This window comes from Rhizobium sp. 01T444, assembly GCF_056398305.1.
In genome coordinates this window covers 119,318-143,463 of sequence record NZ_JBFTPD010000006.1, presented here as the reverse complement: position 1 = coordinate 143,463, position 24,146 = coordinate 119,318, and the positions used below count along the sequence as shown (strand labels likewise).

Here is a 24,146-nt window from a genome sequence, read left to right as displayed (position 1 = left end):
CATGTCGCGCGCTTTCCCGTTTTTCCAGTCCGCTCTCCAGCCCCGCCCTACGCGGGGCTTTTTTCGCTCGATTGTTTCCCAACAATTAATAGCCTGTCGCCTCTTTGCGAGGCAAATGATGAGAGGGCGGCGTACCTCACGCCTGTTGCTATCAGCGATTTTCTCCGCGTGACGGCAGATACGGTCGCCTGGCAGAATCATCGACGTGCTGTAGTTCGTTTCGCAGTGAAGCTCCACAGCCCCAAGCGTACAAAACGCTTTTGCGGCATTAATGGGATCGCCACGGACCTGGGTCCGATTTGTCGGATCAGCGTTATATTGGACCTCTTACCCGCACCAATATCCGATGGGTTCCTTGTATAAACGATACGTATCGTTTATATAACGCTTGCATGTCAGTCGCCTAGAGGCGCAACGGCTAAGCATGCAGTGATGTTTTTATAGCGGACAATGGGCCGGGGTATGGTGGACAATATGATCGGGTTGCTGAATAGGAACCAAGCAGATGAACGGCCGGAAGAGCGGGCCATGACGACAGCGGCCAACTCGCTAGCGAGCGCACCGCCGTCCGCTGCGCAGCAAAAGGCAAACTTGCGGGCGTTAATTGTCCCTGCAACCGCTATTATCGTCGCGTTCGTTGCGGTCAGTGCTTCGGCGACGAGCTGGGATACATGGGTGGCGACAAGAAGCGTTCAATCCACCGACGACGCTGCGGTCTACGCGGACATCTCCGCCGTCAGCGCTCGTGTCGGTGGCACTGTCGAGACCATCTCGGTCGAAGATTACGCCCAGGTCAAGGCGGGCGATCCGATATTCTCCATCGACCGAAAGCCCTATGAGGTCGCGCTTCGTGGCGCGAAAGCAAGGCTCGCTGCCGCCAACGCTCAACTTGACGATAACGACACCCAGCGCGCGTTTCAGCTGACGCAGATCGACGTGGCCATTGCCCAGCAACAGGCGGCTGCCGCCGATGAGGTCGCGGCGGAGAAGGAGCTCCAGCGACAGACGAGGCTCGGCGTCGATGGGAGGGTAAGTACGGTCCAGAGCTTCGAAAAGGCGACCGCCGCGCACGAGCGGGCGCTTGCAAACCTGGATGTAGCGCGTGCCAACGTCGTCGCTCAGAGGGTCAAGCTCGACATCCTCGCCAGACAGCGCGACATACTGAAAGCAAATCTCGATACCGCAGGATCAGATCTTGCTACCCGCGAACTGGAGCTCGGATACACGAACGTACGGGCGCCAGTCGATGGCATCGTTGCCAGACGAAACGCGCAGGTCGGGAACTACGTTGCTGCGGGCACGCCCCTGATCTCGATCGTCCCGCTTCCGAAGATCTACATTCTTGCGAATTACAAGGAGAACCAGCTGTCCATGGTTCACGAGGGGCAGCCGGTCGGTATCTCTGTCGATTTGTTGCCGGGTGCGGCATTTCATGGGACGGTATCGAAAATATCCCCTGCGACTGGGTCAACCTTTGCTCTGCTGCCCGCTGACAACGCGACCGGCAACTTCACAAAGGTCGCGCAGCGTCTCACCGTTCGGATCGAACTCGACCCGGATCAGCCAAATTTCGATCGGCTGCGGCCCGGTATGTCGGTGACGACGCGCATCGCCACCAAGGACGAAGACCATGTCTGACTTGCATCGACGCGACCTCCCTCGCCAGGGCTACATCGCCGTGGCGATAATCATGGCATCGATATTGACAGCGTTCGACGTCCGGACTGCCGGCATTGGGCTCTCGGATCTGCGTGGCGCCTTCGGGCTTGGCTTCGATGAGGGTGCGTGGCTGAGCACCTTCGCAACGGCGCCACAGATCCTTGTGGCCCCGTCGATCGGGTGGCTGATTGCAGTGTTCGGGGTGAAGCGGGTCATGGTCGGTCCGACCATACTCTATTCGGTCATCTCCGTGGTCATACCGTTCGTCCACGGATTCAATGTCCTGGTCGCGCTGCATGCTTTAAAGGCCGTTTTCCTTGGCATGTTCGTCGGCGCGACGCTGCTGACTGCTTTCCGCAATCTTGACCGCAAGTATTGGATCATCGCTCTTTCCTTCTACGTCTTGCGAATCCCGTTCGCGCAAAATCTCGGCCTCTATACGGCTGGCAGCTATTCCCAGACGATCGGCTGGCAATGGCTGTACTGGCAAGGCGCTATTGTCTCCCCGATGATCGGCATTCTCTTCTGGTATGGGACCAAACCGGCTGCAATCGACCATGTCCTTCTCAGGCGTGCTGATTGGGGCGGTATGGCACTGTTCGGGTCGGCGCTCACGACGCTGTATTTCGTGCTTGATCAAGGCAATCGGCTTGACTGGTTTCAGTCTGGCCTCATCGTATCCTTGCTTGCCGCGGCTGCTTTTCTGATGTGCGCGTTTCTGTGGCACGAGTCTCGGATCGAATACCCCTGGGCCCATGTCTCTGTTCTTCGCACGCGAAACATAGCGCTCGGGTTCGCCGCCATTGCATGTTTCATGACAACAAGCCTCGGCAGTTCGTTGATCGAGCCGAACTTCCTTGCTTCGGTGGCGCGACTGCGGCCTGAGCAGATTGGGGATTTCGAGGCGCCGTATGCGATCCTTCTGCTTGCAGGCGCGACCTTCACTGCGGTGACGCTCGTGAGGAAACTCAAGCAGCGCGCCGCCCTGACGATTGGCTTTACCTGTTTCCTGCTGTCCGCCTGGATTGGAACCCAGCTGACGAGCCAGTGGTCACTGCCCGAGTTTCGGCTGATCATGATCCTCCAGACATTCGGAGAAGAAATCGTCTTCCTTGCAGCCGTCGCAACCCTCTTCAGTAACGTAGACCCCGCCCGAGCCATATCGTTGACGGCCTACGTGCAGGTTATGAGATTGATTTGTTCGGAAACCGTTGCCGCGATCATGGTGACCTGGATCAGACAGCGCGAGCAATTGCATTCCTATCTTATCGGCCTCCACGTCAGCGGGACGACGCCCGGATGGGGAACCACGCTGTCGCAACTTGCGTCCAGCATGGGGATGGAATCGAAAGCAGACGTTGCCAAGCGCGGGATCGGCGTTCTAGCCACGATCGTGCAACGCGAAGCCAATGTCGCAGCCTATATCGACGGGTACTGGATTACGTTCGCGGCCGCGGTCGCCGGGTTGATCGTGGTTGCCCTCATGAAGCCCTCCCCTTCGCATCCGCTGACCGCGTGATGTAAGGTCGCGACAATGTGCCGATCGCGCAGCGCCCCGCTTTCGAACGTGACGCAAAGCCTGTCGCCATCGTGCTACAGTTGGCCAATAGCCAATCGCTGTCCAGTCAAAGGATGTCAACATGCGATTTGATCAGCTCCTGCAGAGCGGCAAATGATCCCAGCCATCTAATTTTGTTCTCAAGTCGAAGGAGTAGGCCGATGGAAGCTCCCTATATGCTGCGCTACAAGACAATCCCCCTTGCCACAGGCGGCAAAGAAATGCCTGCCGTCGGGTTCGGTACCCTCATCCCTGACCCTGTTACGACGGAGCAGGCCGTCGCGAAGGCCCTAGCTGTTGGGTTTCGCCATTTCGACTGCGCGGAACGATATCGCAATGAGGAGGCGGTCGGAAAGGCAATTGCCGAGGCGATCGCGGATGGGACGGTTCAGCGCGAAGATTTGTTCGTCACAACGAAGCTATGGAATACAAATCACCGCCCGGAACGGGTGAAAGCGTCGTTTGAAGCAAGCCTTCGACGCCTTAAGCTCGACTACCTGGACGCCTATCTCGTCCATACGCCTTATGCTTTTCTTCCGGGCGAGGAACTGGATCCACGAGACGAGAACGGTCAGGTCATCTATGATGCCGGGATCAGCTTGATCGAAACCTGGCGCGCGCTCGAAGAGCTTGTGGAAAGCCGTCGTTGTCGGTCGATAGGCTTATCTGACATCACCTTGGACAAGCTGAAGGAGATCGTCGCGAACGCGCGGGTCATGCCCGCCATCGTACAGGTGGAATCCCATCCCTACTTACCCGAATGGGAGCTGCTCGACTATTGCCAGGCCAATGGGATCGTGCTGCTGGCATTTGCGCCACTGGGCCACGCGATGGACCCCAACTTGCTTGCAGACCCTGTCATCACTGGGATCGCCGACCGCGTCAACAAGACGCCGGCGCAGGTGGCCCTTGCCTGGGCCGTCCAGCGCGGTACCGGCTTCCTGACGACGTCGATCAAACCGCTTCGCATCGAGGAAAATTTCGCAATCTCGGCGCTTCCAGATCAGGAAATGGTACGGATCCGTTCCGACATATCGACGAACGTTCGGTTCAACAGCGTCGTCGAGACAGGCGTTCCCGGTTTCATCCCTCAGGTGAAACCAAAGTAGACCGTAAGTTAAGTTCTCCCGGACGGGTAAGGCGACCGTCAATGCTTCTCCGGCGCGCCGCCAGGCTTCGATCGCCCTCGGAGCTCCAATTTCAGTGCGTACGACGGCACTTATAGGAGGCCAAGATGGAGGATCAAACAGGGAGATTAGCGCTCGAGCAGCATTGGGCCGCATCAGACGCCGGCGATTTTGACGTTGAGCATGAAATCTATCAGGACGATGCATTGCTTGAATACCCGCAGTCCGGCGAGCGGATCCATGGTCGCCGCAAGATCCAGGAAAGCCGCTTCGCCCAGCCCAACAAGAAGCGGTTTAGCGTTCGCCGGATTACCGGCAGCGGTAGGCTATGGGTCACAGAATTCGTTCTGACTACGACGGCGAACCCTCTTATGCGGTGAGCATCATGGAATTTCACGACAGGCTCGTCGCTAAAGAGACGCAATACTTCACTGAGCGGTTCGACCCCTCGCCCTCCCGGGCACATTTGGTTGAAAGATAGACCACTCGCCATTGATCGGAAGTGGCGAGTTGGGATAGGTGCTGGCGATGACCACGAAGACAAAGACCTCGACAGCAAAGAAACGAACCTCGATCGGATCGCGCCGCAGCCCCGACGCCGAAGCGGCGGTGCTTGCCGCCGCCCGAGACCTGATTTCGGAGAAGGGTTATGCGGGATTTTCGGTCGATGAGGTCGCACGACGCGCCGGCGCCGGAAAAACCACCATCTATCGCTGGTACCCAACGAAGGCCGACCTCTTCATCGCCATCTATACGACCGAACGGTCGGCTTCCGTGCCTGTTCCCGACACCGGAAACCTCATCGCAGATCTCGTGCAATATACCACAAGCCTCTGGCGTTTCTGGGCGACGCACCCGGCAGGGGCCGCGTTGCGCGGACTGATCGCCGAGGCGCAAGGTACTCCGGGAGCCCTCAGCGCCTTGCGTGACAGGTTCCTTCCCGAACGGACGGCCGACGTCAGACGAATTTTGACCGACGCCGCAAACCGGGGTGAACTGCAGGCGCACGAGGTTGATGACAAGATTTCGTTATGGGTCGGCTTCAGCTGGCTCAAACTGCTGATTGGCGAACTCCATAGGGAGGAGGTTATAAGCCCGATCATGATGCAGATTGCCGGCCTTTCCAGCCGCCCGAAGCAATGATCGGCATTAATCGGCGTAACCAATCGACAGGAGCACGTCACCGTGTCCTCGGATATGGTTCGTCATCAGAATGCGGAGCAGGCAGCAGTCGGGCTGTCTGATGTTCTTGACTTCCGTCTTTCGGTCGTTTTCTGCGGCCTGAACCCCGCCTTGACGGCTGTCCGGGACGGGCGCAACCTCTCGTCTCCAAGCAATCGCTTCTGGAGGGTGTTGCATCTTTCGGGGTTTACGCCGCGGCTCCTACGGGCCGAGGAAGAGCAGGAACTGCTCCAGCACGGATGCGGCATTACCGCCGTTGTCCCCCGCGCGACCAGAAGTGCTATTGAGATAACGACGAGCGACTACAAAGAGGCAGCACCTCTCTTTGAAGCAAAGATGACGAAGTTCGCGCCCGCGAATCTCGCCTTTCTCGGTACGGCTGCCTATTCAGCAATCACATCCAAGCCCGACTGCGACTGGGGCAAGCAACGCGACTTTTTTGCCGGAGCACAAACCTGGGTACTGCCTAACCCCAGCGGGCTCAACAGAGCTTTCAGCCTGGACCGCCTGAAAGCGCGGTACCTTTAGCTCAGAGCGGACATTGGGCCCACCGACCGGCATGGAGATCTGTGAGCTGGAAAACGATGTGACTTGTAGTGGCAGCTGATAGGAATGACCTAGAAACCGCACCAGTCTTTTCGATCCTCGAAGAATTGGGCGGGTCTGCTCAAGGCTTTGCCAGAAGTTACCAGAGACTTCGGGAGTTTGAGGCGGCGGCGCTAGGGGTCAAGGAGGTAGCGAAACGTATTCATTTCGCCCCTGCCCCTCACAGGGAACAGCAACGGTCGGGGCCATCGATGCGCCTGACTTGCGTGGTTTCGGGGACTCGTTCACGCCGTCTTACAGCACCGCCTATTCAATGGAGGAGATCGTCAATGATCTGTCGGAACTTCACGACCGTCTTGGTGGCGAGCCAGCGATTTGGGTTGGCCACGACTGGGGAAGCAACGCGGTTGGAGCGTTGCCCGCCCATGAGGCGCAACGATGCCTGGCCGCCGCCTTGGTGTCGTGGGCATATTTTCCGACCTCCAACGATCTCGAGACACTTGTCTCTCTGGTAGACCGAGGCATCTACCCCCAAGATGCTTTTCCGGACGGTCAGTGGGACCACTACCGTTATTACACGACACATTTTGAAGCCGCCGTAGGCGATCTTGACGCCGACATCGCGGCTTCTCTTGCTTCGATTTCCAGCCTGGCGACCAAGCCATCACTCTTTCAGAACCTTATCCCTCAGCGCTCGGCTTCAGGAAAGTCCGCGCTCAGCGTTGCCTCACGCCACTGGTCAAAGTTGTTCTTGAGGAACTCCAGGCGGTTGAGGGCGAGACCCAAAGCAGGCTCTCCCAAAAGCAAACGCAGGGGCGGCTCGTCAGCTTCGACAGCGTTGAGGATAGCGAGCGCGGCCCTTGCCGGATCGCCCGGCTGCTTGCCTGAACCTGCTTTTGTGCTCTCCCGGCGCTTGCCGGCAGTTTCGGCATAATCGGCAATAACGACGGGCGACTCCTCCATAGAGCTCCCGGCCCAGTTTGTGCGAAATGCTCCCGGTTCGACGATGATCACTTTGATACCAAGCGGCGCTACTTCTTGCGCGAGAGACTCAGAGATCGCCTCTACCGCGAATTTAGTCGCGTGGTAGTATCCGGTCGCCGCGAATGCCACCAGGCCACCAAGCGAAGATATATTGACGATCGTACCGTTTTTCCGCGCCCGCATTCCGGGCAAAACTTCCTTCGTCACATCGATGAGGCCGAAAAGGTTCGTGTCGAACTGCTTGCGGATGCCGTCCTCCTCTCCTTCCTCAATCGCCGCAAGGTAGCCGTATCCGGCGTTGTTAACGAGGACGTCGATCCCGCCAAAGCTTTGCAGAGCCTTCGTGACCGCTGATCTGATCGTCGGCTTCGAGGTGACGTCGAGCTCTAGCGCAATCGCGCGGCCGGGATGTTGTTCAACGATATCGGCAAGCCGCGACGGATCTCTGGCGGTGAGGACTGCGCGATATCCTCGCTCCAAGACAAGCTTAGCGATCTGCAGGCCGAAACCGGCGGATGCGCCCGTAACGAACCACACGGGTGTGATAGACATTCCAAAACTCCTTGTTATGTGAAGGCTTGTGCCGCGGCCATTATCGCGGCCGGTCGTCACTGAGATGGAAAGCGCGGGCGCAAGACGATAGAGCCAAGCTACCTATGTTTCCTACGATCCTACCAAAGTCGGCATCCGGATCTAAATTTTGGCATCGTCCATAGGGAGATCGTCAATGACGGCACGACAGGAAGTGATTTCGATCATCGGTCGGCATGCCAGGTCACCCCGACAATCGACATCGATTGACGGCTTGTCGATCTTCAACGTCATGGAGCCGACCTTGCCCGTTGAGAGCGTCTATACGCCGCGGATCTGTATGGTCCTTCAAGGCCAAAAGAGGATTTCATCCGGAGACAGAACTTTCGACGTCCGTGCAGGCCACTACTTGATTGCCACGGTCGACCTGCCAGTCTCGGCCAGCATTACCGCTGCGTCCGAAGCGAATCCGCACTTGGCCTGGTCCCTTGAACTCAGTCGAGAAGATGTCGTGGAAGTGCTGCAAAGGTTCAGCCCCGCCAAGCGGCCTTCTGAGGGTTTCGGACTGACTGTGGGCGATCAATCAACCGATATGGTGGAAGCGTCGCTCCGGCTTTTGAGCCTTCTCGACAGGCCAGACGACCAGGTCGTGCTTCTTCACGCGGTGAGGTTTGAACTGTACTACCGTTTGCTTCAGAGCGAGCACGGAGCATTGCTGCGGGATTTCGCGACCAACGGCGCGATGCTTGCAAAGATCGGCAAGGTCACATCCTGGATCAAAGACAACTTCGCTGAAACGATGAGCATATCGGATCTCGCTGATCGAGCCGGAATGAGCTGTACCTCGCTACATCGTCATTTCAAAGTGTTGACGACGATGTCGCCGTTTGAATACAGGACGGCTATCCGGCTTCAGGAGGCACGCAGGCGGCTTCTGATTGGCGGGGCGAATGCTCGTCGGGTCGGCTTTGATGTCGGTTACGACAGCCAGACACAGTTCACCCGGGAGTACAAACGCCTCTTTGGACGTCCGCCTGCAGCAGATACTGCTCATCTGAGAGGTGTGAAGTCGCGCTCCGCACCGGACTTATAGGAGTATCGGCGCACTCGACATGCCCGCCTATCACGCGAGACCGTCCGCTCCCACCAACCTCACCCTGCACGAAGCGATCGACATCAACGTGCCCATCGCGTGCCGCGACGTCGCCGTGTTCCCGGGAGACCCGCCCGCCGCATAGAAACCGCGGCGGAAGTAAACCGCCGTCACATTGTCCGTGCCGATCAAGGCATCGGAGATCGGCTGCATCGGGATCGCCTCGGCCGGCTGTATCGTGGTCGCGAGCGTCAGAAGACCCGCTCCGATCATCGTTGAAATTTTCATCATGGTCTTGATCCTGTCCCAATACGAAACGCGCGTGTCACCGGCGCAGCGACCGCAATTCCCTGAGCGACAGTGCCTGGTCGCCATCAATATCCGCCTTGACCAGCCGGTCGGGAATGAAGTTGGCGAACTCCTCGCGCGAGATCTTGCCATCGCCATTCCTGTCCATCATGGCCCTGCGCTGCTGCAGGTCGGCGATCTGCGCACCGGCATCGCCGCCCCTTGCGGATTTTGCACGGTCGACCGCCGCCTTGATCTCCTGCGGATCGAGAACGCCGTTACGATTGGCATCCAACCGATTGAACAGTTTCGCTCTGCCCGCTTCGATCTCGCTGAATGCGAGCTTCCTGTCGCCATTCGTGTCCAACTCGCGAAACATGTCCCCCGCGCGCTCCCGCTCGGAGGCCATAGCGCTGCAGCTCCCAAGCAGCACTGATCCGAGGATTGCGATCGTTCTTTTCATTCTCGTCTCCATTCCAAAGACAGATGGCCCACCGCGGGCCGTCCTTCTGCAGGCCTCTACGCACCGACGGCCCGGCTCCTACGCGGGATGTCAAACTTTGACCGGCACCGAAGCCGTCCGCGCCGAACGACCTACGAATTTCTTTTCGTCGACGGCGTAGGAGGACGGACGGGATGACGTATCGGCAGATAAGGTCGCCAACAGTGCGGCCGAACCGATACGAAAGGATCGTTATCATGAAGACTTCGACCATCGTTGCGGCGCTGCTCATGGCGCTTGCCTCGCTCTCCGTTGCCCATGCGCAGGACGCGACCGGCGACGGCGTCTTCCGCAAGGCCGACACAAACGGCGACGGCGTGATCTCAACGGACGAGACCCTTGCTGCCCGTCAACGCCTGTTTTCCGAGCTCGACCGCAATGGCGACGGCGCAATCGACAGGGACGAAAGCGAGGGCGCGCGCGATGCCATCATGGCGCGGGCGGAGACAGCCGAAGCACGACTCGGCAATAGGGATGCGGCGTCTGGACACCAATGGGGACGGCAAGGTCTCGGCTGACGAGTTCAGAGCAGACACGTCCCGCTTCGATCTCACCGACCGCAACGGCGACGGCATGTTCCTGGCACTGGCTGCTGGCGGCTATCAGCTGGCAGCCTCTGAGGGCAATGCCCTCGACGCGAAGCTACTGGCGCTGGCCACGGGTTCACCGGCAGACACCGGGCTTCTTGATCTTTCCCCCGATGACGGCACGGAGAATGCGCTATGACGCGGCGATCGATCTGGACAGTAGTTCTCATCCTGCTTGGCCTTTCGGTCGCGCTCAACGTTTTCCTGATCGGCTATGCCGCTCACGGCTTGCGCGAGGGAGCGTCAGCCCGCAGCCTCGTCGAGAACGTCGCCAGCATTTACCCGCCCGACGTCAGGCAGGAATTTCGCAGCGTCATGCGCGAGAACCGGCCGCGTACCTTCGCGGCGTTGCGCGATCTTCGTCGTGCCCGCACCAGTCTGACCGCAAGGATCGCCGCTTCGCCCTTCGACGAGGTTGCCGTCCAGGCCGCGATGAAGGACGTTCGTGAGGCGACCGACAATCTGCAGGCCGTCATCCAGGATTATCTTCTGACAGCGGTCAAACGCAGCAAGAGCAAATCCGCGTCCTGAAGCCCGCCCAGCCATGACACGAACACAATCCGCCGCTGAATTCCGGTGCGGCAGGGCACGGCGAGCCGGCCAGGCAGGGAGGATGATCAATGAAGCACGACAGGCTCGTCCTGAGCTTGCTGCAGCAGGAAGTGCTGGGCTCGCTCCGGTCGCTGCGCCGCGGCGATCTCGCGTGGATTGTCCTGGGCGGTGGCGCGGTTATGGCCTATGCCGCAGCCGATGCCGTTGTGGCCCTGCATAAAGCAGCCCCGTTGCTGCGGAATTCGCCATGGCTTTGGTTCGCTGGCCTTCCGGCTGGAGCATTGCTGCTAGGGTTTTTCGCCGGTCTCGGGGCCATCCATCTCGCTTTGTCGCGCGCCTATGCGCCGTTCATGGCGGCTCTTCCCGTCTCCAACAGGGAGCGGCGGCGCATGGCGATTTTGGCGGCCGCCTGCATCGGAACCGGTTTGGCAGTGCTTGTCGTCGGCTTTACCGCGTTGGCCTGCGTCTTGATCGCCAAGTCGGATTCGCTCATGTGGGCTGTTGTCGCCGCGCCTCCTTTTGCCGCCGGTTTTGCGGCAGCAGTTGCTGCGCAGCTTCGCGTCCGCTCTTTTCTGCCAGCGCGCAATGGCGATCATGAAACCGGCGGGGGCAGACCGCTAGTGACGCTCAACCGCTTAGACCGCGCCCGGCCGAGCTGGGCCGCCGCCTGGGCCTGGAACCTGCGCGCCGGCACTGTGATGCTGTCATGGCGCATTTTCGGAGCCGGCTCAGTGATGGGCCTTGCTGTTCTGATCTCGGCCGTCGGCGGGCTCGTCTATCATCGGGCCGCCCCAGGCGCGATCACCGGTCTGGTAGGTGGGCTCACCGTCTTCATGCTCGCAATGCGCTATCACCCGCTTGGCTCACCTGTGCTGCGCACCGCGCCGATTGGCTTCGGGCGGGCATGGCTGCGGTTCTTGTGGCTTCCGCTGCAGTTCTCGGTCGCCTTCTTCCTGCTACCAGCGGGCGCCGCGCTCGCGGCCGAACCTTCTTCCTGGTCGGTACTCGCGGCAAGCGCCGTATGGCTGTTGATGCTGAACTGCGCCTATGCGGTTTTCGCCGCCTATTTCATGGCGAAACCTCTGATCGCCGCGTTCAGCTTCCTGGCGGCGATCGCCTATGCCACCTACGAATTCTCCGAGTACGGCCGTACGGTCGTTCTCGGGTTTCTCGCCCTTGTCATATGGCTGTTCTACCGGACGCGTCGGAGGTTCTATTATGGATGACAGCGCCCATGGATTCACGCACATGAAGGAGCTTCTGCGCCTATCCAATCTGAGCGTGGGTTACGGCGGCCGCGCAGTCATCGCCGGCGTTGATCTGACGATGCGGATCGGCGATATCCTCGGACTTCTCGGCGCCAACGGGTCGGGCAAATCGACGCTGATCAAGTCCATCACCGGGCAGCTCCGTCCGCGGACCGGGGCCATCGCCATCGACGGCATCGATCTCGCCCGGACGCCGGAGCGGGCCAAGGCGCGGTTCGGGCTGGCCATCGACGTCACAGACTTGCCGGCATCGCTTTCGGGACGGCAATATCTCGACCTCGTCGCCTCGCTTCGTTCATGCGCCCCCACCAACTGGCGAGACCGTGACTTGCCGGCACGACTGGGTATAACGGCCTGGCTTGATCGGCCAATCGCTGAATATTCAATTGGCACACGCGCAAAGATCGCAATCACAGCAGCCCTGATCGGCTCGCCACCGCTGCTGATCTTCGACGAGTCCCTGAATGGCCTCGATCCGCTCGCCGCTTGGGAGATGAAGTCGCTGTTGATCGAGCTCGCCGCCAGCGGAAGACATGCCGTCCTCATCTCCACGCACGTCGTGGAAACCATACCCCGCCTTTGCAATCGAGCCGTGTTCCTTGCCAAGGGCAAAGTCTCGCAATCATGGGAAAGTGATGATCTTGCCAAAATGCGGGCAACACCTGGCGCTTTCGAAGAATGCCTTATCCGCACGCTCAGGGCTCAACTGCAGGTCCCGCGCCCTGGGGAGCCCGGAGACGGCCTAACTCGCAAATCCGTTTCAATTGAAGGACGAACCACAGATCCATCATGAGCGGCTGCGCTTCCGATCAGAAGGAGAAGACCAAGCAGGAAAGCTAGTGCAGCGTTCCACTGATGACCATCTTGGAGACGAACGCTGACAGGAGCTTCTGGTCGAAATGTCCGGGAGAGTTCATCATCATGTTGATTGCCTCAGCCTGTGAGAAAGCCGGCTTGTACGGGCGGATGGTTGTCAGCGCCTCGTATACGTCGCAAATGGCAGCAACGCGAGCAACATAAGGGATCTTCTTGCCCGACAGGCGATCGGGATAACCGCCGCCATCATACCGCTCATGATGGAAACGGCAGATATCGAGCACTTCATGCGGCGACGAGCCCGCTTTTGCCACCATCTCGTAACCCTTTTGCGGATGAGCGCGGATAAGATCCATTTCCTCGGCGGTTAGTTTCCCTGGTTTGTTCAGGATCTCATCGGGAATTATCATCTTTCCGAGATCGTGTATGAGACCGCCTAGGCCAAGAACACGCACTTCTTCTTGCCCATGACCGAGAACGCGCCCGAACGCGATCATCAAGGCGCTGACCGCGAGCGAATGAAGAAACGTGGTTTCATCCTTCTCCTTCAGCTTGGCAACAGCAATCAGCGCGCCGGTGTTGTCCAGGGTTTCCAACATGATGCGCTCAACTGCACTGCTTGCTGCCTCGTCTGCAAAACAACCGTTCGCGCGAGCATCCTCCAGCACATGACGAAGATGCGGTCCGACCTCCTGAATGGATTGTCTCGCGCGGCTGATCTCAGCCTTTGAAAAGATGGTCAGCAATTGCGCCTCAAAGCTTGCCATAGCATTGAATTGGGGCGTTCCTTCGACATCTACGCCTTTCGTGATGTCAATGACCACGCTTCTTACATGTCCGTTGGCAAGCCTTCTGACATCATCGCTTTTGGAGAGCAGAAAAGGCTTGAACCGGGCGTCATCCAATTGGGTTGTAAATTCCATATCGTTGATGAACATGCCGACCCGAAGCTGGTTCAATGGGATGCGTTTGAGCATTTATGATCTTCCCGAAAGTCTTGCATTATCGATTGATGAAACGAGGCCGGAGAAACAGAAGAAGGATTTATCTCAGTTGGAGTACCTGAGTGGCTCCGAGAAGGAGCCGCTGCGCACGAGCCGCTGGCCGTGCGCGCTTAGGAACTGTCCCGCCTTCACGCCGTTCAACGCTCTGGCGAAGAGATAGCCCTGACCGAGCCTGCAACCGAATGCCTCGAGACGGCGGGCCTGTTCTTCGTCCTCGATGCCTTCCGCCACCACGCGGATGCCAAGCTTATCTGCGATCGAAAGCACGCCTTCGACGATGACCATCCCGGCGTCACCAACCCTCGTTCGGTCAATGAAGGATTTGTCGATTTTGATGATGTCGACGGGCACCGTCAGAAGATGAGTCAAGGAGGCATAGCCGGTCCCGAAGTCGTCGAGAGCTACTTTCAGGCCCCCTAAGCGCAAGGCTTTGATCTCATCCGCCACTACGTGGTCTCGCTGTCCGAGGTAAACAGATTCCGTCACCTCGAGGATCAGGTGATCAAGGGGGACATCCGCATCTTCGAAGGCTCGGCAAATTTTGTCACGCAGTCCTCCCTTGCGAAAGTCGGCAGCTGACAGGTTGACGCCAACGTGCTGTAGAGGAAGCCCGTCGTCGAGCCATGTCCGCATGTCCTTCGCAACTTTGGCCAACATCCGTTCCGTCAGCGTTGAAGCAACGTGAGCGTCTTTGGTCGCCTCATGAAAATGAGCGGCTGCAATGACGTCGCCGGAGTTGGTCCTCATCCGGCATAAGGCCTCCAGACCGACAGCCTCGCGCGTATCAAGGCGCACGATCGGCTGGTAGTAAGCCTCGATGCGGTTCTCCGACAGTGCAAGGCTGACGTCCCTTACCGCCCTGAAGCGGCGCGTCAACGCTGTCCCGAGTCCCGAATGGTACTCGACGAATTGTCCACGGGCATGCTCTTTGGCGTGGTAGAGAGCAATGTCCGCATTTTGTCGGACTTGCTCAGGATCGATATCCTCGGTCGCCAAGGCACCGCCGAGTGTCGCCGCAGGAAAGACGACGTGGCCCGCGCAATCTGTTGGAGGTTCGAGTACCCTCAGGATCTGAACCGCTTTCCGCTGCAGATCAAGTTCGCCTTCGCCGACAGCGATGATTGCGAATTCGTCGCCGCCCAGCCGATAGGTCCTTTCCCTGCCCGCGGCTGCCGCGATGCGCTCCGCCAGAACGCGGATCAGAGCATCGCCAGCCGCGTGACCAAACGTATCGTTCACCAGCTTCAGATTGTCGACATCGGCTGTTATAATGCCCCAGCCGTGATTTACAGGCAGCGCCAGAGTTCGAAGAGCGAGATCGAAGGCAGCCCGGTTACAGAGCCCTGTAAGTCCATCCGTGTATGTCAGACGCTGACGCTCCGCTACCCGTTCTTCGCGCTCGATTGCGATCGAGCACAGATGCAGACACGCATCCACAATCGTTTGCTCAAGCTCGCTCGGTGCCCGGTTCTCCCGGTAGTAGAACGCAAAGGTACCGATGACGCGGTCGCCGCTCTTGATCGGGCTTGACCAACAAGCCTTCAAGCCAAGCGGGAGAGCAAGGGCAGCATAGTCGGTCCATATTGGGTTCGTTCCTATATCGGTGACGACAACCGGCGACCCTAGGAAGGCGGCGGTCCCGCAAGAACCTGCGTAAAGCCCTATTTTGAGACCGTCCACCGCGGCGGAATATGATATTGGGAGCGACGGCGCCGCCAGCGTCGACAAACGGACGCCATCGGACTTGAGGACTGTGGCCGCAATGCCCGGAATCGCTGCTTCAACCTTTGAGCACAATGCTGAAAGCGTGGTCGCCAGCGGCTCGCCTTTGGCAATCATTTCAAGAATGGCATTCTGCAATTCTAGGATCATGAAAGGGCATCTCGAAAGGGAAGCCCTCTTTAACAGCCGGAGTTTCCGATCAAGTTACCGTATCGATTAAATATTGATCAATTTGGCTGCTGCAAACCTCAGATTTGGCGGCGACGTACAGTTCAGTCCATCGTCGCTCGCGCCAGCAATGAACATCTCTCGGAACCGAGGCGCGCCCGCGTTGGAAAATCCGAAAATCGGAACGATCAGGAAGGCTACCGGCTTGTGAAGGCCGTGCTCCAGTTTATGGCCGGTGTCATGATGGTTGCCGGAGCCTTGACGTGGATTTCCGCGCCGGTTTGTTTATCGGTGCCATTGGTGGGTCGCCGGTGGTTCCAGCGGTATACGTAGACAAGCAGAGCTCAAATGCGCCTGCGTCGGCGGCGACAGCAACCTTCCGCTGGGTTTCATCTGCCTCGCGGAGAACCTGATGATGGTCGCGGGTGGCGGTCTGTGCGGTCATTAAGCCACACTCCTGACGACAAAACTGCGAATTTCAAATCTGGTTTCAGATCGTGACAAGCGTTGAGGGAACCGGCCTCGATTTGTACTCGTTTTGCCCTTGAAAGGAGCGACTACGCAAATGCCAGCCACAGCAGATAAAGAATATACGCCCTCCACCCTCCACGACCGCTACCAGATAGACCTCGGCGAAGCCAAAAGGCTGATCAACAGTTTCGGCGCCAATCGCCTTGAGCTAGATCGTCTTCTCGGCTCGCGGGACAGGCCACCGCCTCAGGCCGGCGAAGAAAACACGGCCGCAGCCTGAGGCGGATCGCGGGCTGGGTGCATTGGAAGATCGATATCATCGGCCCTCGTCGTGATAGCCTCATCTCCAACCACTTTAGAGCTTGGCTTGTTGGACGTCGCTGAGGCGCAACGCTCTGCCGTCTGCCGCGACTATGGCGTCCATCTCCTCTGCAAGCGCATCGCGATCATCGACACCACGCAAGAGGCGGCCGGCTAGAGTATCGAAACGTCCGGCGGCGATGTCGGCAATCAAGAGTGCAGCCCGCGACGGTTCGATGTTGACGCCATCATCGAAAAGCTTCTGGATCCCGGGCAGGTAGGTTTTCCCTGCTTCTGAAAAAAGCTGCATTTCGGTCATCGCACTCCGAACGAGGCCCGGATCGACCGCAAATGCGCGCACCCCGTGGCCGATGGTGGTGTCGTTCAGGCATTCCGTGAGCCGCATGACGGCGGCTTTGCTGGACGCGTAGCCAGAGCCATGGGGAAAGCTGTTGCCCGTTCCGCCACCAACGAGGTTTACAATCCGGCCCCTACCCCGCGCTAACATCATAGGGGCGACCGAGCGGCAGGCATTGAAAGTGCCGCGCAGATTGATCTCGACATCCCGCCACCACACAAGAGGGTCACAGTCCCAAATCGGACCAAAGCCCTGAAACGAGCCGTGATTATTGATCAGAATGTCAACATGGCCCAATTCGGTCGCCACGCGGGTAAAGGCATTTTCAACAGCGGCAAGGTCGATGATGTCCGTCGAAATAGCGATCGCTTCCCTGCCCTCTCCCTCGATGAGAGAGACTGTTTCCTCAATCTCGGTCACCGTTCGCGCCAGAACGGCCACCTTTGCTCCCTCCCTCGCCTGCTGTAGAGCGATTTCTCGACCTATCCCCCTGCCGCCGCCAGTTACGACCGCGACCGTGTTCGAAAGGCGGGCCATGCTAACCCCTATGGCATTGCCAAAATGATCTGGTTATAAAACTATGTGTGCGCGGTGGCTGATGACAATGCCGCGCCCTAACTTTTCTTAAACTCGTAGCAACGCATTTGACCGTCCCGCCCCCCTGCTGTCGCAGCAATCCACACCACGTCATAACCCACCTCGAACAGCCGATTTTCAGGCTCGAGCGCGATCAGGAACTCATCTTCAACGATCAAGATGCGTTTGGCCCTTCCCGCGTCCGTTACTTTGTTGGCTGGATCAGCCGTACCTGCCTTGGGACTGTCTGAGTTAGTATTGGCTACTGCGGATCGATTCATGACGTCTGAAATCTTCAATCTGAGTATTGTACTGGAAAGCGGATGGTGGATTCCGCGCCTGGTCCTTGGGCAACCGTGAACGACCCGCGCAGCTGCGGGACAAGACCCGAAATCAGGCTGTTCCTGACGACCGTCGACCTGTATCCTCGAACTCGAAACCAGGGCCGCTGTCCCGGACGGTGAGCACGAAGTCACCGGCATCCCTGGTGAACGAAATCCAGGTGTCGCATTTTCCGGTATCGTCACAGCCGTGCTTGGCAGCATTCGTCAGAAGCTCCTTGATGACCAAGGCCAAGGGCATCGTGACCTCGTTCGGCAAGAAGCCTGCGTCGAGGTCGACGTGACGCGAGACCTCATTTGAGAATGCCTGGCTGGCGCTATCGCACACTGCATTGACGAAATCGCTGGCTTGAACGCCGGAGCGATCGTTCTCGGTGTAAAGAGTTTGCTGTCGGGCGGTCATGGCACCCACCCGTTGGGCGGCATCGCGCGGAACAGCACGGGCTTCAGTGCTCTTGCTTTCCCTTTCTGCGGACCGGATCAGGGAGATGCCAGCGCTTCGTCTCTGCTCATGGCCCGATCGCCAACCTCTTCCATCTTCACCGCGACCGCAATAGCGCTGCCGAACATCGCAGACTACGAAACGCCGCGATGAATACGTGGCGCGCCATCAGCCTGTCGACTGCAGCATAAAGCGGCCCCATCGTGGACAATCCTGTCCCCACCAAAGTTGAGGCGACGCTACCGTCAAGCCAAAGCGATGCCAAGCGTCAATACGGGTCACTGAAAGCGCTCGATCGCTTCCAGGAGCTGGCCACAGGATCTTGCCAGCCGCTTCGTTGGCGCCGTGGCGACACCGAGAAGAAGCCCTGGTTCGGCACGCTCAGGCGACGCATACCAAGGCGACAGCGGCGCAGGAAACATGCCCAACATCAGGACGTTGCGTGCAATGGCCACATCCGGTGCTCCATGAGGCAGTCTAAGCAGCACTGCCAGACCGGGAGCCGCAACACGGTCCATTCCGACAGAGGCGTGGAGACAATCCAAAATCGCCTGTCGCTTGGACGCATAGGCGCGCTTGGTGCGCCGCAGGTGGCGCATATAGTGGCCCTCATGGATGAACTCAGCGACCGCAATTTGCACCGCGGGCCCGGGCGGCGGCGCGAGACATGCGGCAACTTCGGCGAAGTGGGAGGCTAGGCCGACCGGCGCGACCACGAAGCCCAGTCGAATTGTGGGGCTAATCGTCTTGCTGAACGAGCCGATGTGGATCACGCACCCGTCCCGGTCGAGCGAGGCGAGTGCTGGGGCAGCCCTTCCTGTAAGTTGCAACTCGCTTAGATAATCGTCTTCAATAACCCAAGCCTGGTTTGCTGCTGCCCATTCCAGCAGATGAAGGCGCCGCTCAAGCGATAAGGTGGGACCGAGTGGTGCCTGCTGTCCTGGGGTCACCACGACGAGCTTTGCGTTAGGGTGATGGCGCAGCCCATGATCGATATCGATCCCATCCGCATCAACAGGGATTGGGGCGACCGACATACCTGCCAGCTCAAGTCCTTTCCTTGTCCATGGAAAACCTGGGTTCTCAAACCAGACGGCCTGCCCGCCCAGGCCAAGAACATTGAGCGCCAAACCGAGCCCAGCGCCGAACCCGGCGGTGATGATCACCTGCGATGGCGAGCAATTGATGCCGCGGGCCACGGCCAGATAGGCCGCGATCTCCCGCCTCAGCTCGAGCTCGCCGCGGGGGTCGGGGTAGAAAGGAGAAGCGCTCGCCTCAGCACGGACGGCTTGCGCCCGGATGCGCGCTAACAGTTTGCCCGGAAAGGTCTCACTTGCCGGCACGCCCATCTGGAAGAACGCCGGCCCCTGCGTCATCTCAAGATAAGTCTCGAGGAACGAGCCCGCGTCAGGCGGCGGCTCGTTCTTCGTGATGGCGCGGGGACGTTGTGCGACGCGTGTGCCCGTCGCCCTCGAGGCCTCGATCAACTGAGCGGCAGCAAGCTTCTCATACGCCGTCCGCACCGTTCCGCGGGCCACGCCGAGCTGGATGGCAAGATCTTGCCACGATGGAAGCCGTGCGCCGGCCTCCATCACGCCATCTTCGATGGCTTTCGCTATTCCCTTTCGGATCTGCTCGGACAAGGAAAGCTTGTCTGATCGATCGACGTTCAGCTTGAGCGACTTGTTCATGTCGCCATGGTACATCATTTCTTCTCGTTCTTGGTTCTTTTTTCTAGCTCAGAACAGCCGCATCTTAAGGGCGTTTCAGAAGGAGAAGAACAATGAAACGTCGCATTATTGCCCCTGCTGTCATGGCCGTAGTTGCCTCGATCTTCGCCGCTCCGGCCTCGGCGCATGACGCTACAGCCGAAACTGTGACCGCCAAGTTTGAGCGGGCGATTGCCAATATCCCTGACAAGTCGATCCGTGTTGTCGAAGTCGATTATGCGCCCGGCGCCGCATCCCTTCCGCACACCCACGCGAAGTCCGCCTTCATCTACGCCTACGTACTCTTCGGTGAAGTGGAGTCTAAGGTGAACGACGGTGAGACCCATCGCTACAAGACAGGAGAAAGTTGGTTCGAGGCGCCAGGTGCGGTCCACTCCATCAGCCGCAACGCCAGCAACACCGTTCCCGCGAAGCTGCTTGCCGTCTTCATCGTCGATACCGACGACAAGAAGCTTACCACTCCCGTCAAATGAGAGAAGGAATTCGAACGATGACCAGAAGGCTCGATTACAATCAGGTCGCCCCCAACGGCGCGAAGGCGCTGGGCGGCGTCTATGGCTATGTGACGCAGAGCGGCTTGCCCGGAGAACTCGTAGACCTCGTGTATCTGCGCGTATCGCAAATTAACAACTGCGCCTACTGCCTCGACATGCATACCCGTGAACTTCTCAAGCGTGGCGTGAAGACAGCGAAACTCGCTCTTGTGCAGGCGTGGGCGGAAGGCGGAAGTCTCTTCAGCGAGGCTGAGCGCGCCGCGCTTGCCTGGGCCGAGAGCGTGACGCGTGTCGCCGAGACCGGCGTACCAGACAGCGCTTACAAGGCGGCGCGTGAGGTTTTCGATGAAAAGCAGCTTGTTGATCTGACGATCGCGATTAGCTTGATGAACAGCTACAATCGCATGGCCATCAGCTTCCGGAACCCGCCCCAGGCGGGCGCGGAGAGCTGAAACGCTAGCGTTCCCAACCGCAAATACTGGAGTACCGACTATGATTACCCATGATATATCCGGGCTCAAAATCCCCGACAGCAAGCTGGCACGCGACGTGACCGAGTTTATTCGGGACACGGAAAGCGACCTACTCTTCCATCACTCGGTGCGGGTCTATTTCTGGGGAGCCATGACAGGAAATCGGACGGGGCTGACTTTCGACCCGGAACTGCTATACACGGCTTCGATGTTCCACGACGTCGGCCTCACGGCACGGTATCACGAGAGCCAGCTTCGCTTCGAAGTGGACGGCGCGAATGCAGCGCGGGATTTCCTGCGCGGCCATGGTATCTCCGAGAGCAACGTCGAGACGGTGTGGAACGCGGTAGCTCTTCATACGACGCCCGGCATACCGGAGTTCATGCGACCGGAGATCGCGCTGGTACAGGCGGGCGCAGGAATGGACGTCGCCGGCCGCGGGTACGATCAGTTCAACGACGTCGAACGCGAGGCCGTCATCTCCGCCTTTCCTCGCGATGAGGATTTCAAGCGCGGGATCATCGATGCCTTCTACGAAGGCATGAAGCACCGGCCTCACAGTACGTTCGGCACTTTCAATGATGACGTTCTGGCTTTCAAGGATCCGGCGTTTCAGCGAGTCGATATATGCAGCGTCATTCTGAGGTCGAAATGGGCGAGCTGAGAGCAACCGTCAAAGTCGCTGCGAACACCCTGCCCTGATCCAAGGCATCTTTCAGGGCGAGCCCACATAGGCCGGTCCTCGGAAGCTTCCCCATGCAATTGGTCAACATCGGGTGGCAAGCTGCCTCCATCATCCGGGCGAGCTCTTGATGGGTGTCGAACCGGCGGAGCTTGACGCGCTAGCCGTTTTCCCCTGTTCGCCTTGAAAGGGATCGAACCGCCGCTCCTTTATTCTGACTTGTCTAAGCCACTGATTCTTATACATTTTGAGGCATAAAATCGCGACTTTGAAACATCCGCTGCTTCTGGTTCCGTCATTAGCTGCCGACCATGACGGCTCAGCGCGCAAATTGCTGTATGTGATCTGCTCCTGCTCAAAGTCATGCTAGGGGCACCATGAACAATCTGCTTTTCTACCCGACCATCTATTTGGAACGATTGTAAGCTTCGTGCTACATATTCCGCCAATCTGTAGTGCGAAGGTGGCAAATGCCGACACCTCATAACCCTCCGGCCGCTGTGCGGCGCGCGCTGCGCAAACTGGGCGCAGACATCCACGACGCGCGTCGACGTCGCCGCCTGCCTATGGCGGTAGTAGCCGCACGCGCCTTCACCTCACGCTCAACGCTTCAAAAGATCGAGGCCGGCGACACCAATGTCAGCATCGGCATCTATGCAGGCGTCCTCCAGGCACTCGGCCTGCTAGATGGGCTGAGCCAAGTCGCCGACATCAGTAACGACAGCGTCGGCCAGGCCCTGGCCAGTGCGGAGTTGCCCAAGCACGCTCACCCAAAGCGATCGGCGGGATCGTCACGCGATGGCTGATTTTGAAATTCATCTCGACCTTGACGGCCGCACACGTCCGATCGGACTGGCGCGGAGCAATCGCGTCCGTGGTGCCGAAACGATCGTGTTTGAGTATGACCGTGCCTGGCTTGAGGACCCCGACCGCTTCTCGCTGGAGCCCGCTCTAACTCTGAGCCGGGGAGCGTTCGCTCCACCCGCCGGCCTCGCAACATTTGGCTCTATTGGCGACTCAGCGCCCGATACCTGGGGGCGACGCCTCATGCAACGCTCGGAAAGGCGCATGGCTGCGCGCGATAGTCGGGCTGTTCGCACGCTGGCCGAAAGCGACTATCTGCTTGGCGTCGCCGACGAGACACGGCTCGGTGCGCTCCGCTTCCGCTGGCTCGGCGACGAGGAATTCCAGGCGCCGATCCGCGCCGGCGTCCCCGCCCTCATCGAGCTCGGCCGCCTGCTGCAAATCACCGAACGTATTCTGCGCGATGAGGAAACCGACGAAGACCTCCAACTTATCTTCGCGCCTGGCTCCTCGCTTGGTGGAGCGCGTCCGAAGGCTTCTGTTATTGATCAACATGGCCATCTCTCGATCGCCAAGTTTCCTAAGGAAACCGACGACTACAGCATGGAGACATGGGAAGAGGTTGCTCTGCAACTGGCTGAACAAGCCGGCATTGTCACGCCCCTCCACGAGCTCATCGACGTCGCCGGCAAGAAGGTCATGCTCTCGCGTCGCTTCGACCGCGATGGTGCTGTCCGGATCCCCTTCCTGTCTGCGATGGCGATGACGGGCGCAAAGGAGGGCGAGCGTGGTAGCTATCCGGAGATCGTAGACGCCCTGGCCGAACACGGCGCGCAGGGAAAAACCGATGCGCACGCGCTTTATCGCCGCGTCGCCTTCAATGTGCTGATTTCCAACGTCGATGACCACCTGAGAAATCACGGCTTTCTGTGGCTCGGCAAAGCGGGCTGATCATTCAGCGGCGGCTCTTCAGGCTGGAATACGGCGCCTATATCGCCGAGGAGTCGCCCGATCCCAAATATGGCGACGGGACTGGTTTCCGGCTGATCACTCACGATACGTCGACCGGGCAGTTCCCCGATATCGCTTGGCTCATAGAGAGTTTTCCCAACGCGAGACCAGTCCTGCGATCAAATAACCGCAACGTCCAGGGGCGCATGTGTAGGCAAGGCGTCGGGATCGCCGTCCTGCCCCGCGTAGTCGGCAATCAGATCGCCGGTATCCGCAGACTGGAACTGCCACGACGCCGCCGGCGCGAGACATCTGGATGGGATATCACCGAGACCTGCGACGTCTTCAGCGTCTTCGTGCGTTCATCTCGACCGTCTCGGATCATCTGATGAACGCGGCCGCGTGATGGGCGGCCCGGCCAAGCAATCGAATGTCGGCCGATGCCAGTCGAGTTAGTCTCGAACCCGATCGTATTCTTCTTGCGCGCGCTCAAGCTCCGGACCGTAGGTCATGGACCAAGCATAGAGCGCCTCGAAAGGCTGCTGAAGAGAGCGGCCGAGCGAGGTGATGGTATATTCGACGCCGACCGGTGTCGTTGTCGTGAGCACTTCACGACGAATGAGTCCATTACGCTCTAGGCGCTTCAATGCGTCGGCGAGCGCTTTGTGCGTGATCCCGTCCAGGCGCCGCATGATCTCGTTAAAGCGTGACGGCCGGGTGCACAAGACGGTCAGGATCAGGACCGACCACTTATTGGCGATCTGCTCAAGCACGGGCCGCGCCTTCTCAACGTCAAGCAACGCCTCTGCAGAGACAGCCTTGTGGCGATGAGACGAGCAAGCTTTGATGAGCGGACCTTCTTTCATTGCGGACATGGATATACTCCCTGATATCTGCTTTACCATTAGTGCGTAATTGACCGTAGGTATAGAGGATA

Annotated in this window: 25 protein-coding genes and 7 pseudogenes; 22 read left to right on the top strand and 10 right to left on the bottom strand. The window is 58.9% G+C overall.

The genetic code is table 11. The annotated features are described in order from the left end of the window. The first annotated feature begins 675 nt into the window (after positions 1-675). The 7 genes and pseudogenes from AC1DTN_RS12350 to AC1DTN_RS12320 all read left to right on the top strand — a co-directional run. Positions 676-1,638 carry an HlyD family secretion protein gene (locus AC1DTN_RS12350; protein WP_477921110.1) on the top strand — a complete coding sequence of 321 codons (963 nt, stop codon included), beginning with the start codon at positions 676-678 and terminating at the stop codon, positions 1,636-1,638. Further along, entirely contained in the window at positions 1,631-3,178 is a 1,548-nt protein-coding gene (locus tag AC1DTN_RS12345; RefSeq protein WP_477921109.1) for an MFS transporter, read from the top strand. The genes AC1DTN_RS12350 and AC1DTN_RS12345 overlap by 8 nt, the downstream gene beginning before the upstream one ends. Before the next feature lie 200 nt (positions 3,179-3,378). After that, positions 3,379-4,326 carry an aldo/keto reductase gene (locus AC1DTN_RS12340; protein WP_477921108.1) on the top strand — a complete coding sequence of 316 codons (948 nt, stop codon included), beginning with the start codon at positions 3,379-3,381 and terminating at the stop codon, positions 4,324-4,326. A gap of 125 nt (positions 4,327-4,451) precedes the next feature. After that, positions 4,452-4,825 (top strand): annotated as a pseudogene (locus AC1DTN_RS12335) (nuclear transport factor 2 family protein). 47 nt (positions 4,826-4,872) lie between these two features. Then, positions 4,873-5,487 carry a TetR/AcrR family transcriptional regulator gene (locus AC1DTN_RS12330; protein ID WP_477921107.1) on the top strand — a complete coding sequence of 205 codons (615 nt, stop codon included), beginning with the start codon at positions 4,873-4,875 and terminating at the stop codon, positions 5,485-5,487. A gap of 54 nt (positions 5,488-5,541) precedes the next feature. Continuing rightward, positions 5,542-6,054 (top strand): G/U mismatch-specific DNA glycosylase, encoded by a 513-nt coding sequence (gene mug / locus AC1DTN_RS12325; RefSeq protein WP_477921211.1) that lies wholly within the window; start codon positions 5,542-5,544, stop codon positions 6,052-6,054. Positions 6,055-6,385: 331 nt separating this feature from the next. Next, positions 6,386-6,691: pseudogene (locus AC1DTN_RS12320) on the top strand (alpha/beta fold hydrolase); the annotation flags it as partial. A gap of 68 nt (positions 6,692-6,759) precedes the next feature. Here AC1DTN_RS12320 and AC1DTN_RS12315 read toward each other — a convergent pair. After that, positions 6,760-7,608: an oxidoreductase gene (locus AC1DTN_RS12315; RefSeq protein ID WP_477921209.1), complete on the bottom strand. Its 849-nt coding sequence runs from the start codon at positions 7,606-7,608 to the stop codon at positions 6,760-6,762. A 175-nt stretch (positions 7,609-7,783) separates the two neighbouring features. Between AC1DTN_RS12315 and AC1DTN_RS12310 the strand changes: the two genes are divergently transcribed. After that, a complete protein-coding gene (locus AC1DTN_RS12310; RefSeq protein WP_477921106.1) occupies positions 7,784-8,680 on the top strand; it encodes an AraC family transcriptional regulator in 897 nt (298 codons plus the stop codon). A 4-nt stretch (positions 8,681-8,684) separates the two neighbouring features. Then, a pseudogene (locus AC1DTN_RS12305) lies at positions 8,685-8,810 on the top strand (ribonuclease activity regulator RraA); the annotation flags it as partial. Between the two features lie 195 nt (positions 8,811-9,005). Here the strand turns inward: AC1DTN_RS12305 and AC1DTN_RS12300 are convergent. Further along, positions 9,006-9,431, bottom strand: a complete 426-nt coding sequence (locus tag AC1DTN_RS12300) for an EF-hand domain-containing protein (RefSeq protein WP_477921105.1) — start codon at positions 9,429-9,431, stop codon at positions 9,006-9,008. Between the two features lie 236 nt (positions 9,432-9,667). On the opposite strand from AC1DTN_RS12300, the gene AC1DTN_RS12295 reads away from it, so the two are divergent. From AC1DTN_RS12295 to AC1DTN_RS12275, 5 genes are all read left to right on the top strand, one after another. Beyond that, entirely contained in the window at positions 9,668-9,988 is a 321-nt protein-coding gene (locus tag AC1DTN_RS12295; protein WP_477921103.1) for an EF-hand domain-containing protein, read from the top strand. Beyond that, a complete protein-coding gene (locus AC1DTN_RS12290) occupies positions 9,945-10,196 on the top strand; it encodes a hypothetical protein (RefSeq protein ID WP_477921101.1) in 252 nt (83 codons plus the stop codon). Before AC1DTN_RS12295 ends, AC1DTN_RS12290 begins: the two co-directional genes overlap by 44 nt. Then, on the top strand, positions 10,193-10,588 hold the full coding sequence (locus AC1DTN_RS12285; protein WP_477921100.1) for a periplasmic heavy metal sensor: 396 nt from the start codon (positions 10,193-10,195) through the stop codon (positions 10,586-10,588). Before AC1DTN_RS12290 ends, AC1DTN_RS12285 begins: the two co-directional genes overlap by 4 nt. Before the next feature lie 89 nt (positions 10,589-10,677). Next, a complete protein-coding gene (locus AC1DTN_RS12280; RefSeq protein ID WP_477921099.1) occupies positions 10,678-11,835 on the top strand; it encodes a hypothetical protein in 1,158 nt (385 codons plus the stop codon). After that, on the top strand, positions 11,828-12,670 hold the full coding sequence (locus AC1DTN_RS12275; RefSeq protein WP_477921098.1) for an ABC transporter ATP-binding protein: 843 nt from the start codon (positions 11,828-11,830) through the stop codon (positions 12,668-12,670). Before AC1DTN_RS12280 ends, AC1DTN_RS12275 begins: the two co-directional genes overlap by 8 nt. Positions 12,671-12,713: 43 nt before the next feature. Here the strand turns inward: AC1DTN_RS12275 and AC1DTN_RS12270 are convergent, their stop codons facing one another. The 3 genes and pseudogenes from AC1DTN_RS12270 to AC1DTN_RS12260 all read right to left on the bottom strand — a co-directional run. After that, on the bottom strand, positions 12,714-13,670 hold the full coding sequence (locus AC1DTN_RS12270; protein ID WP_477921097.1) for an HD-GYP domain-containing protein: 957 nt from the start codon (positions 13,668-13,670) through the stop codon (positions 12,714-12,716). A gap of 72 nt (positions 13,671-13,742) precedes the next feature. After that, a complete protein-coding gene (locus AC1DTN_RS12265; protein ID WP_477921095.1) occupies positions 13,743-15,569 on the bottom strand; it encodes a sensor domain-containing phosphodiesterase in 1,827 nt (608 codons plus the stop codon). Positions 15,570-15,743: 174 nt separating this feature from the next. Continuing rightward, positions 15,744-15,818, bottom strand: a pseudogene (locus AC1DTN_RS12260) (Na+/H+ antiporter NhaA); the annotation flags it as partial. Between AC1DTN_RS12260 and AC1DTN_RS12255 the strand changes: the two are divergent. Both AC1DTN_RS12255 and AC1DTN_RS12250 read left to right on the top strand, forming a co-directional pair. Continuing rightward, positions 15,816-16,035, top strand: a pseudogene (locus tag AC1DTN_RS12255) (glutaredoxin); the annotation flags it as partial. The pseudogenes AC1DTN_RS12260 and AC1DTN_RS12255 sit on opposite strands and share 3 nt — an antisense overlap. Positions 16,036-16,152: 117 nt before the next feature. Next, the gene (locus AC1DTN_RS12250; protein WP_477921094.1) at positions 16,153-16,338 is read left to right on the top strand and encodes a hypothetical protein; all 186 of its coding nucleotides are present in this window, start codon (positions 16,153-16,155) and stop codon (positions 16,336-16,338) included. A 75-nt stretch (positions 16,339-16,413) separates the two neighbouring features. Here the strand turns inward: AC1DTN_RS12250 and AC1DTN_RS12245 are convergent, their stop codons facing one another. The 4 genes from AC1DTN_RS12245 to pdxR all read right to left on the bottom strand — a co-directional run bounded on the left by AC1DTN_RS12245 (position 16,414) and on the right by pdxR (position 19,766). Then, a complete protein-coding gene (locus tag AC1DTN_RS12245; RefSeq protein ID WP_477921092.1) occupies positions 16,414-17,253 on the bottom strand; it encodes an SDR family NAD(P)-dependent oxidoreductase in 840 nt (279 codons plus the stop codon). A gap of 77 nt (positions 17,254-17,330) precedes the next feature. After that, positions 17,331-17,591 carry a hypothetical protein gene (locus AC1DTN_RS12240; protein WP_477921090.1) on the bottom strand — a complete coding sequence of 87 codons (261 nt, stop codon included), beginning with the start codon at positions 17,589-17,591 and terminating at the stop codon, positions 17,331-17,333. Positions 17,592-17,685: 94 nt separating this feature from the next. Continuing rightward, positions 17,686-18,114 carry an ATP-binding protein gene (locus AC1DTN_RS12235; protein ID WP_477921207.1) on the bottom strand — a complete coding sequence of 143 codons (429 nt, stop codon included), beginning with the start codon at positions 18,112-18,114 and terminating at the stop codon, positions 17,686-17,688. Positions 18,115-18,353: 239 nt separating this feature from the next. Continuing rightward, on the bottom strand, positions 18,354-19,766 hold the full coding sequence (gene pdxR, locus AC1DTN_RS12230) for a MocR-like pyridoxine biosynthesis transcription factor PdxR (RefSeq protein WP_477921205.1): 1,413 nt from the start codon (positions 19,764-19,766) through the stop codon (positions 18,354-18,356). Positions 19,767-19,858: 92 nt separating this feature from the next. Between pdxR and AC1DTN_RS12225 the strand changes: the two genes are divergently transcribed. The 6 genes and pseudogenes from AC1DTN_RS12225 to AC1DTN_RS12200 all read left to right on the top strand — a co-directional run. Next, positions 19,859-20,278, top strand: a complete 420-nt coding sequence (locus tag AC1DTN_RS12225) for a cupin domain-containing protein (protein WP_477921089.1) — start codon at positions 19,859-19,861, stop codon at positions 20,276-20,278. Between the two features lie 17 nt (positions 20,279-20,295). Next, positions 20,296-20,751, top strand: a complete 456-nt coding sequence (locus AC1DTN_RS12220) for a carboxymuconolactone decarboxylase family protein (RefSeq protein ID WP_477921087.1) — start codon at positions 20,296-20,298, stop codon at positions 20,749-20,751. Between the two features lie 40 nt (positions 20,752-20,791). Next, a complete protein-coding gene (locus tag AC1DTN_RS12215; RefSeq protein ID WP_477921086.1) occupies positions 20,792-21,436 on the top strand; it encodes an HD domain-containing protein in 645 nt (214 codons plus the stop codon). Positions 21,437-21,924: 488 nt separating this feature from the next. Next, on the top strand, positions 21,925-22,260 hold the full coding sequence (locus AC1DTN_RS12210) for a helix-turn-helix domain-containing protein (protein WP_477921085.1): 336 nt from the start codon (positions 21,925-21,927) through the stop codon (positions 22,258-22,260). After that, positions 22,253-23,206: pseudogene (locus AC1DTN_RS12205) on the top strand (type II toxin-antitoxin system HipA family toxin); the annotation flags it as partial. The gene AC1DTN_RS12210 and the pseudogene AC1DTN_RS12205, both read left to right, overlap by 8 nt. A gap of 2 nt (positions 23,207-23,208) precedes the next feature. Next, positions 23,209-23,615, top strand: a pseudogene (locus AC1DTN_RS12200) (LysR substrate-binding domain-containing protein); the annotation flags it as partial. A 46-nt stretch (positions 23,616-23,661) separates the two neighbouring features. On the opposite strand, the gene AC1DTN_RS12195 reads toward AC1DTN_RS12200, so the two are convergent. Continuing rightward, the gene (locus tag AC1DTN_RS12195; RefSeq protein WP_477921084.1) at positions 23,662-24,084 is read right to left on the bottom strand and encodes a winged helix-turn-helix transcriptional regulator; all 423 of its coding nucleotides are present in this window, start codon (positions 24,082-24,084) and stop codon (positions 23,662-23,664) included. Between the last annotated feature and the right edge of the window lie 62 nt (positions 24,085-24,146).

Bases quoted from the DNA above. Each gene is read 5' to 3' on its own strand.
- AC1DTN_RS12345 (WP_477921109.1), top strand. From the start codon at position 1,631: ATGTCTGACTTGCATCGACGCGACCTCCCTCGCCAGGGCTACATCGCC.
- AC1DTN_RS12340 (WP_477921108.1), top strand. From the start codon at position 3,379: ATGGAAGCTCCCTATATGCTGCGCTACAAGACAATCCCCCTTGCCACA.
- AC1DTN_RS12330 (WP_477921107.1), top strand. From the start codon at position 4,873: ATGACCACGAAGACAAAGACCTCGACAGCAAAGAAACGAACCTCGATC.
- mug (WP_477921211.1), top strand. From the start codon at position 5,542: ATGGTTCGTCATCAGAATGCGGAGCAGGCAGCAGTCGGGCTGTCTGAT.
- AC1DTN_RS12315 (WP_477921209.1), bottom strand. From the start codon at position 7,608: ATGTCTATCACACCCGTGTGGTTCGTTACGGGCGCATCCGCCGGTTTC.
- AC1DTN_RS12310 (WP_477921106.1), top strand. From the start codon at position 7,784: ATGACGGCACGACAGGAAGTGATTTCGATCATCGGTCGGCATGCCAGG.
- AC1DTN_RS12300 (WP_477921105.1), bottom strand. From the start codon at position 9,431: ATGAAAAGAACGATCGCAATCCTCGGATCAGTGCTGCTTGGGAGCTGC.
- AC1DTN_RS12295 (WP_477921103.1), top strand. From the start codon at position 9,668: ATGAAGACTTCGACCATCGTTGCGGCGCTGCTCATGGCGCTTGCCTCG.
- AC1DTN_RS12290 (WP_477921101.1), top strand. From the start codon at position 9,945: ATGCGGCGTCTGGACACCAATGGGGACGGCAAGGTCTCGGCTGACGAG.
- AC1DTN_RS12285 (WP_477921100.1), top strand. From the start codon at position 10,193: ATGACGCGGCGATCGATCTGGACAGTAGTTCTCATCCTGCTTGGCCTT.
- AC1DTN_RS12280 (WP_477921099.1), top strand. From the start codon at position 10,678: ATGAAGCACGACAGGCTCGTCCTGAGCTTGCTGCAGCAGGAAGTGCTG.
- AC1DTN_RS12275 (WP_477921098.1), top strand. From the start codon at position 11,828: ATGGATGACAGCGCCCATGGATTCACGCACATGAAGGAGCTTCTGCGC.
- AC1DTN_RS12270 (WP_477921097.1), bottom strand. From the start codon at position 13,670: ATGCTCAAACGCATCCCATTGAACCAGCTTCGGGTCGGCATGTTCATC.
- AC1DTN_RS12265 (WP_477921095.1), bottom strand. From the start codon at position 15,569: ATGATCCTAGAATTGCAGAATGCCATTCTTGAAATGATTGCCAAAGGC.
- AC1DTN_RS12250 (WP_477921094.1), top strand. From the start codon at position 16,153: ATGCCAGCCACAGCAGATAAAGAATATACGCCCTCCACCCTCCACGAC.
- AC1DTN_RS12245 (WP_477921092.1), bottom strand. From the start codon at position 17,253: ATGGCCCGCCTTTCGAACACGGTCGCGGTCGTAACTGGCGGCGGCAGG.
- pdxR (WP_477921205.1), bottom strand. From the start codon at position 19,766: ATGAACAAGTCGCTCAAGCTGAACGTCGATCGATCAGACAAGCTTTCC.
- AC1DTN_RS12225 (WP_477921089.1), top strand. From the start codon at position 19,859: ATGAAACGTCGCATTATTGCCCCTGCTGTCATGGCCGTAGTTGCCTCG.
- AC1DTN_RS12220 (WP_477921087.1), top strand. From the start codon at position 20,296: ATGACCAGAAGGCTCGATTACAATCAGGTCGCCCCCAACGGCGCGAAG.
- AC1DTN_RS12215 (WP_477921086.1), top strand. From the start codon at position 20,792: ATGATTACCCATGATATATCCGGGCTCAAAATCCCCGACAGCAAGCTG.
- AC1DTN_RS12210 (WP_477921085.1), top strand. From the start codon at position 21,925: ATGCCGACACCTCATAACCCTCCGGCCGCTGTGCGGCGCGCGCTGCGC.
- AC1DTN_RS12195 (WP_477921084.1), bottom strand. From the start codon at position 24,084: ATGTCCGCAATGAAAGAAGGTCCGCTCATCAAAGCTTGCTCGTCTCAT.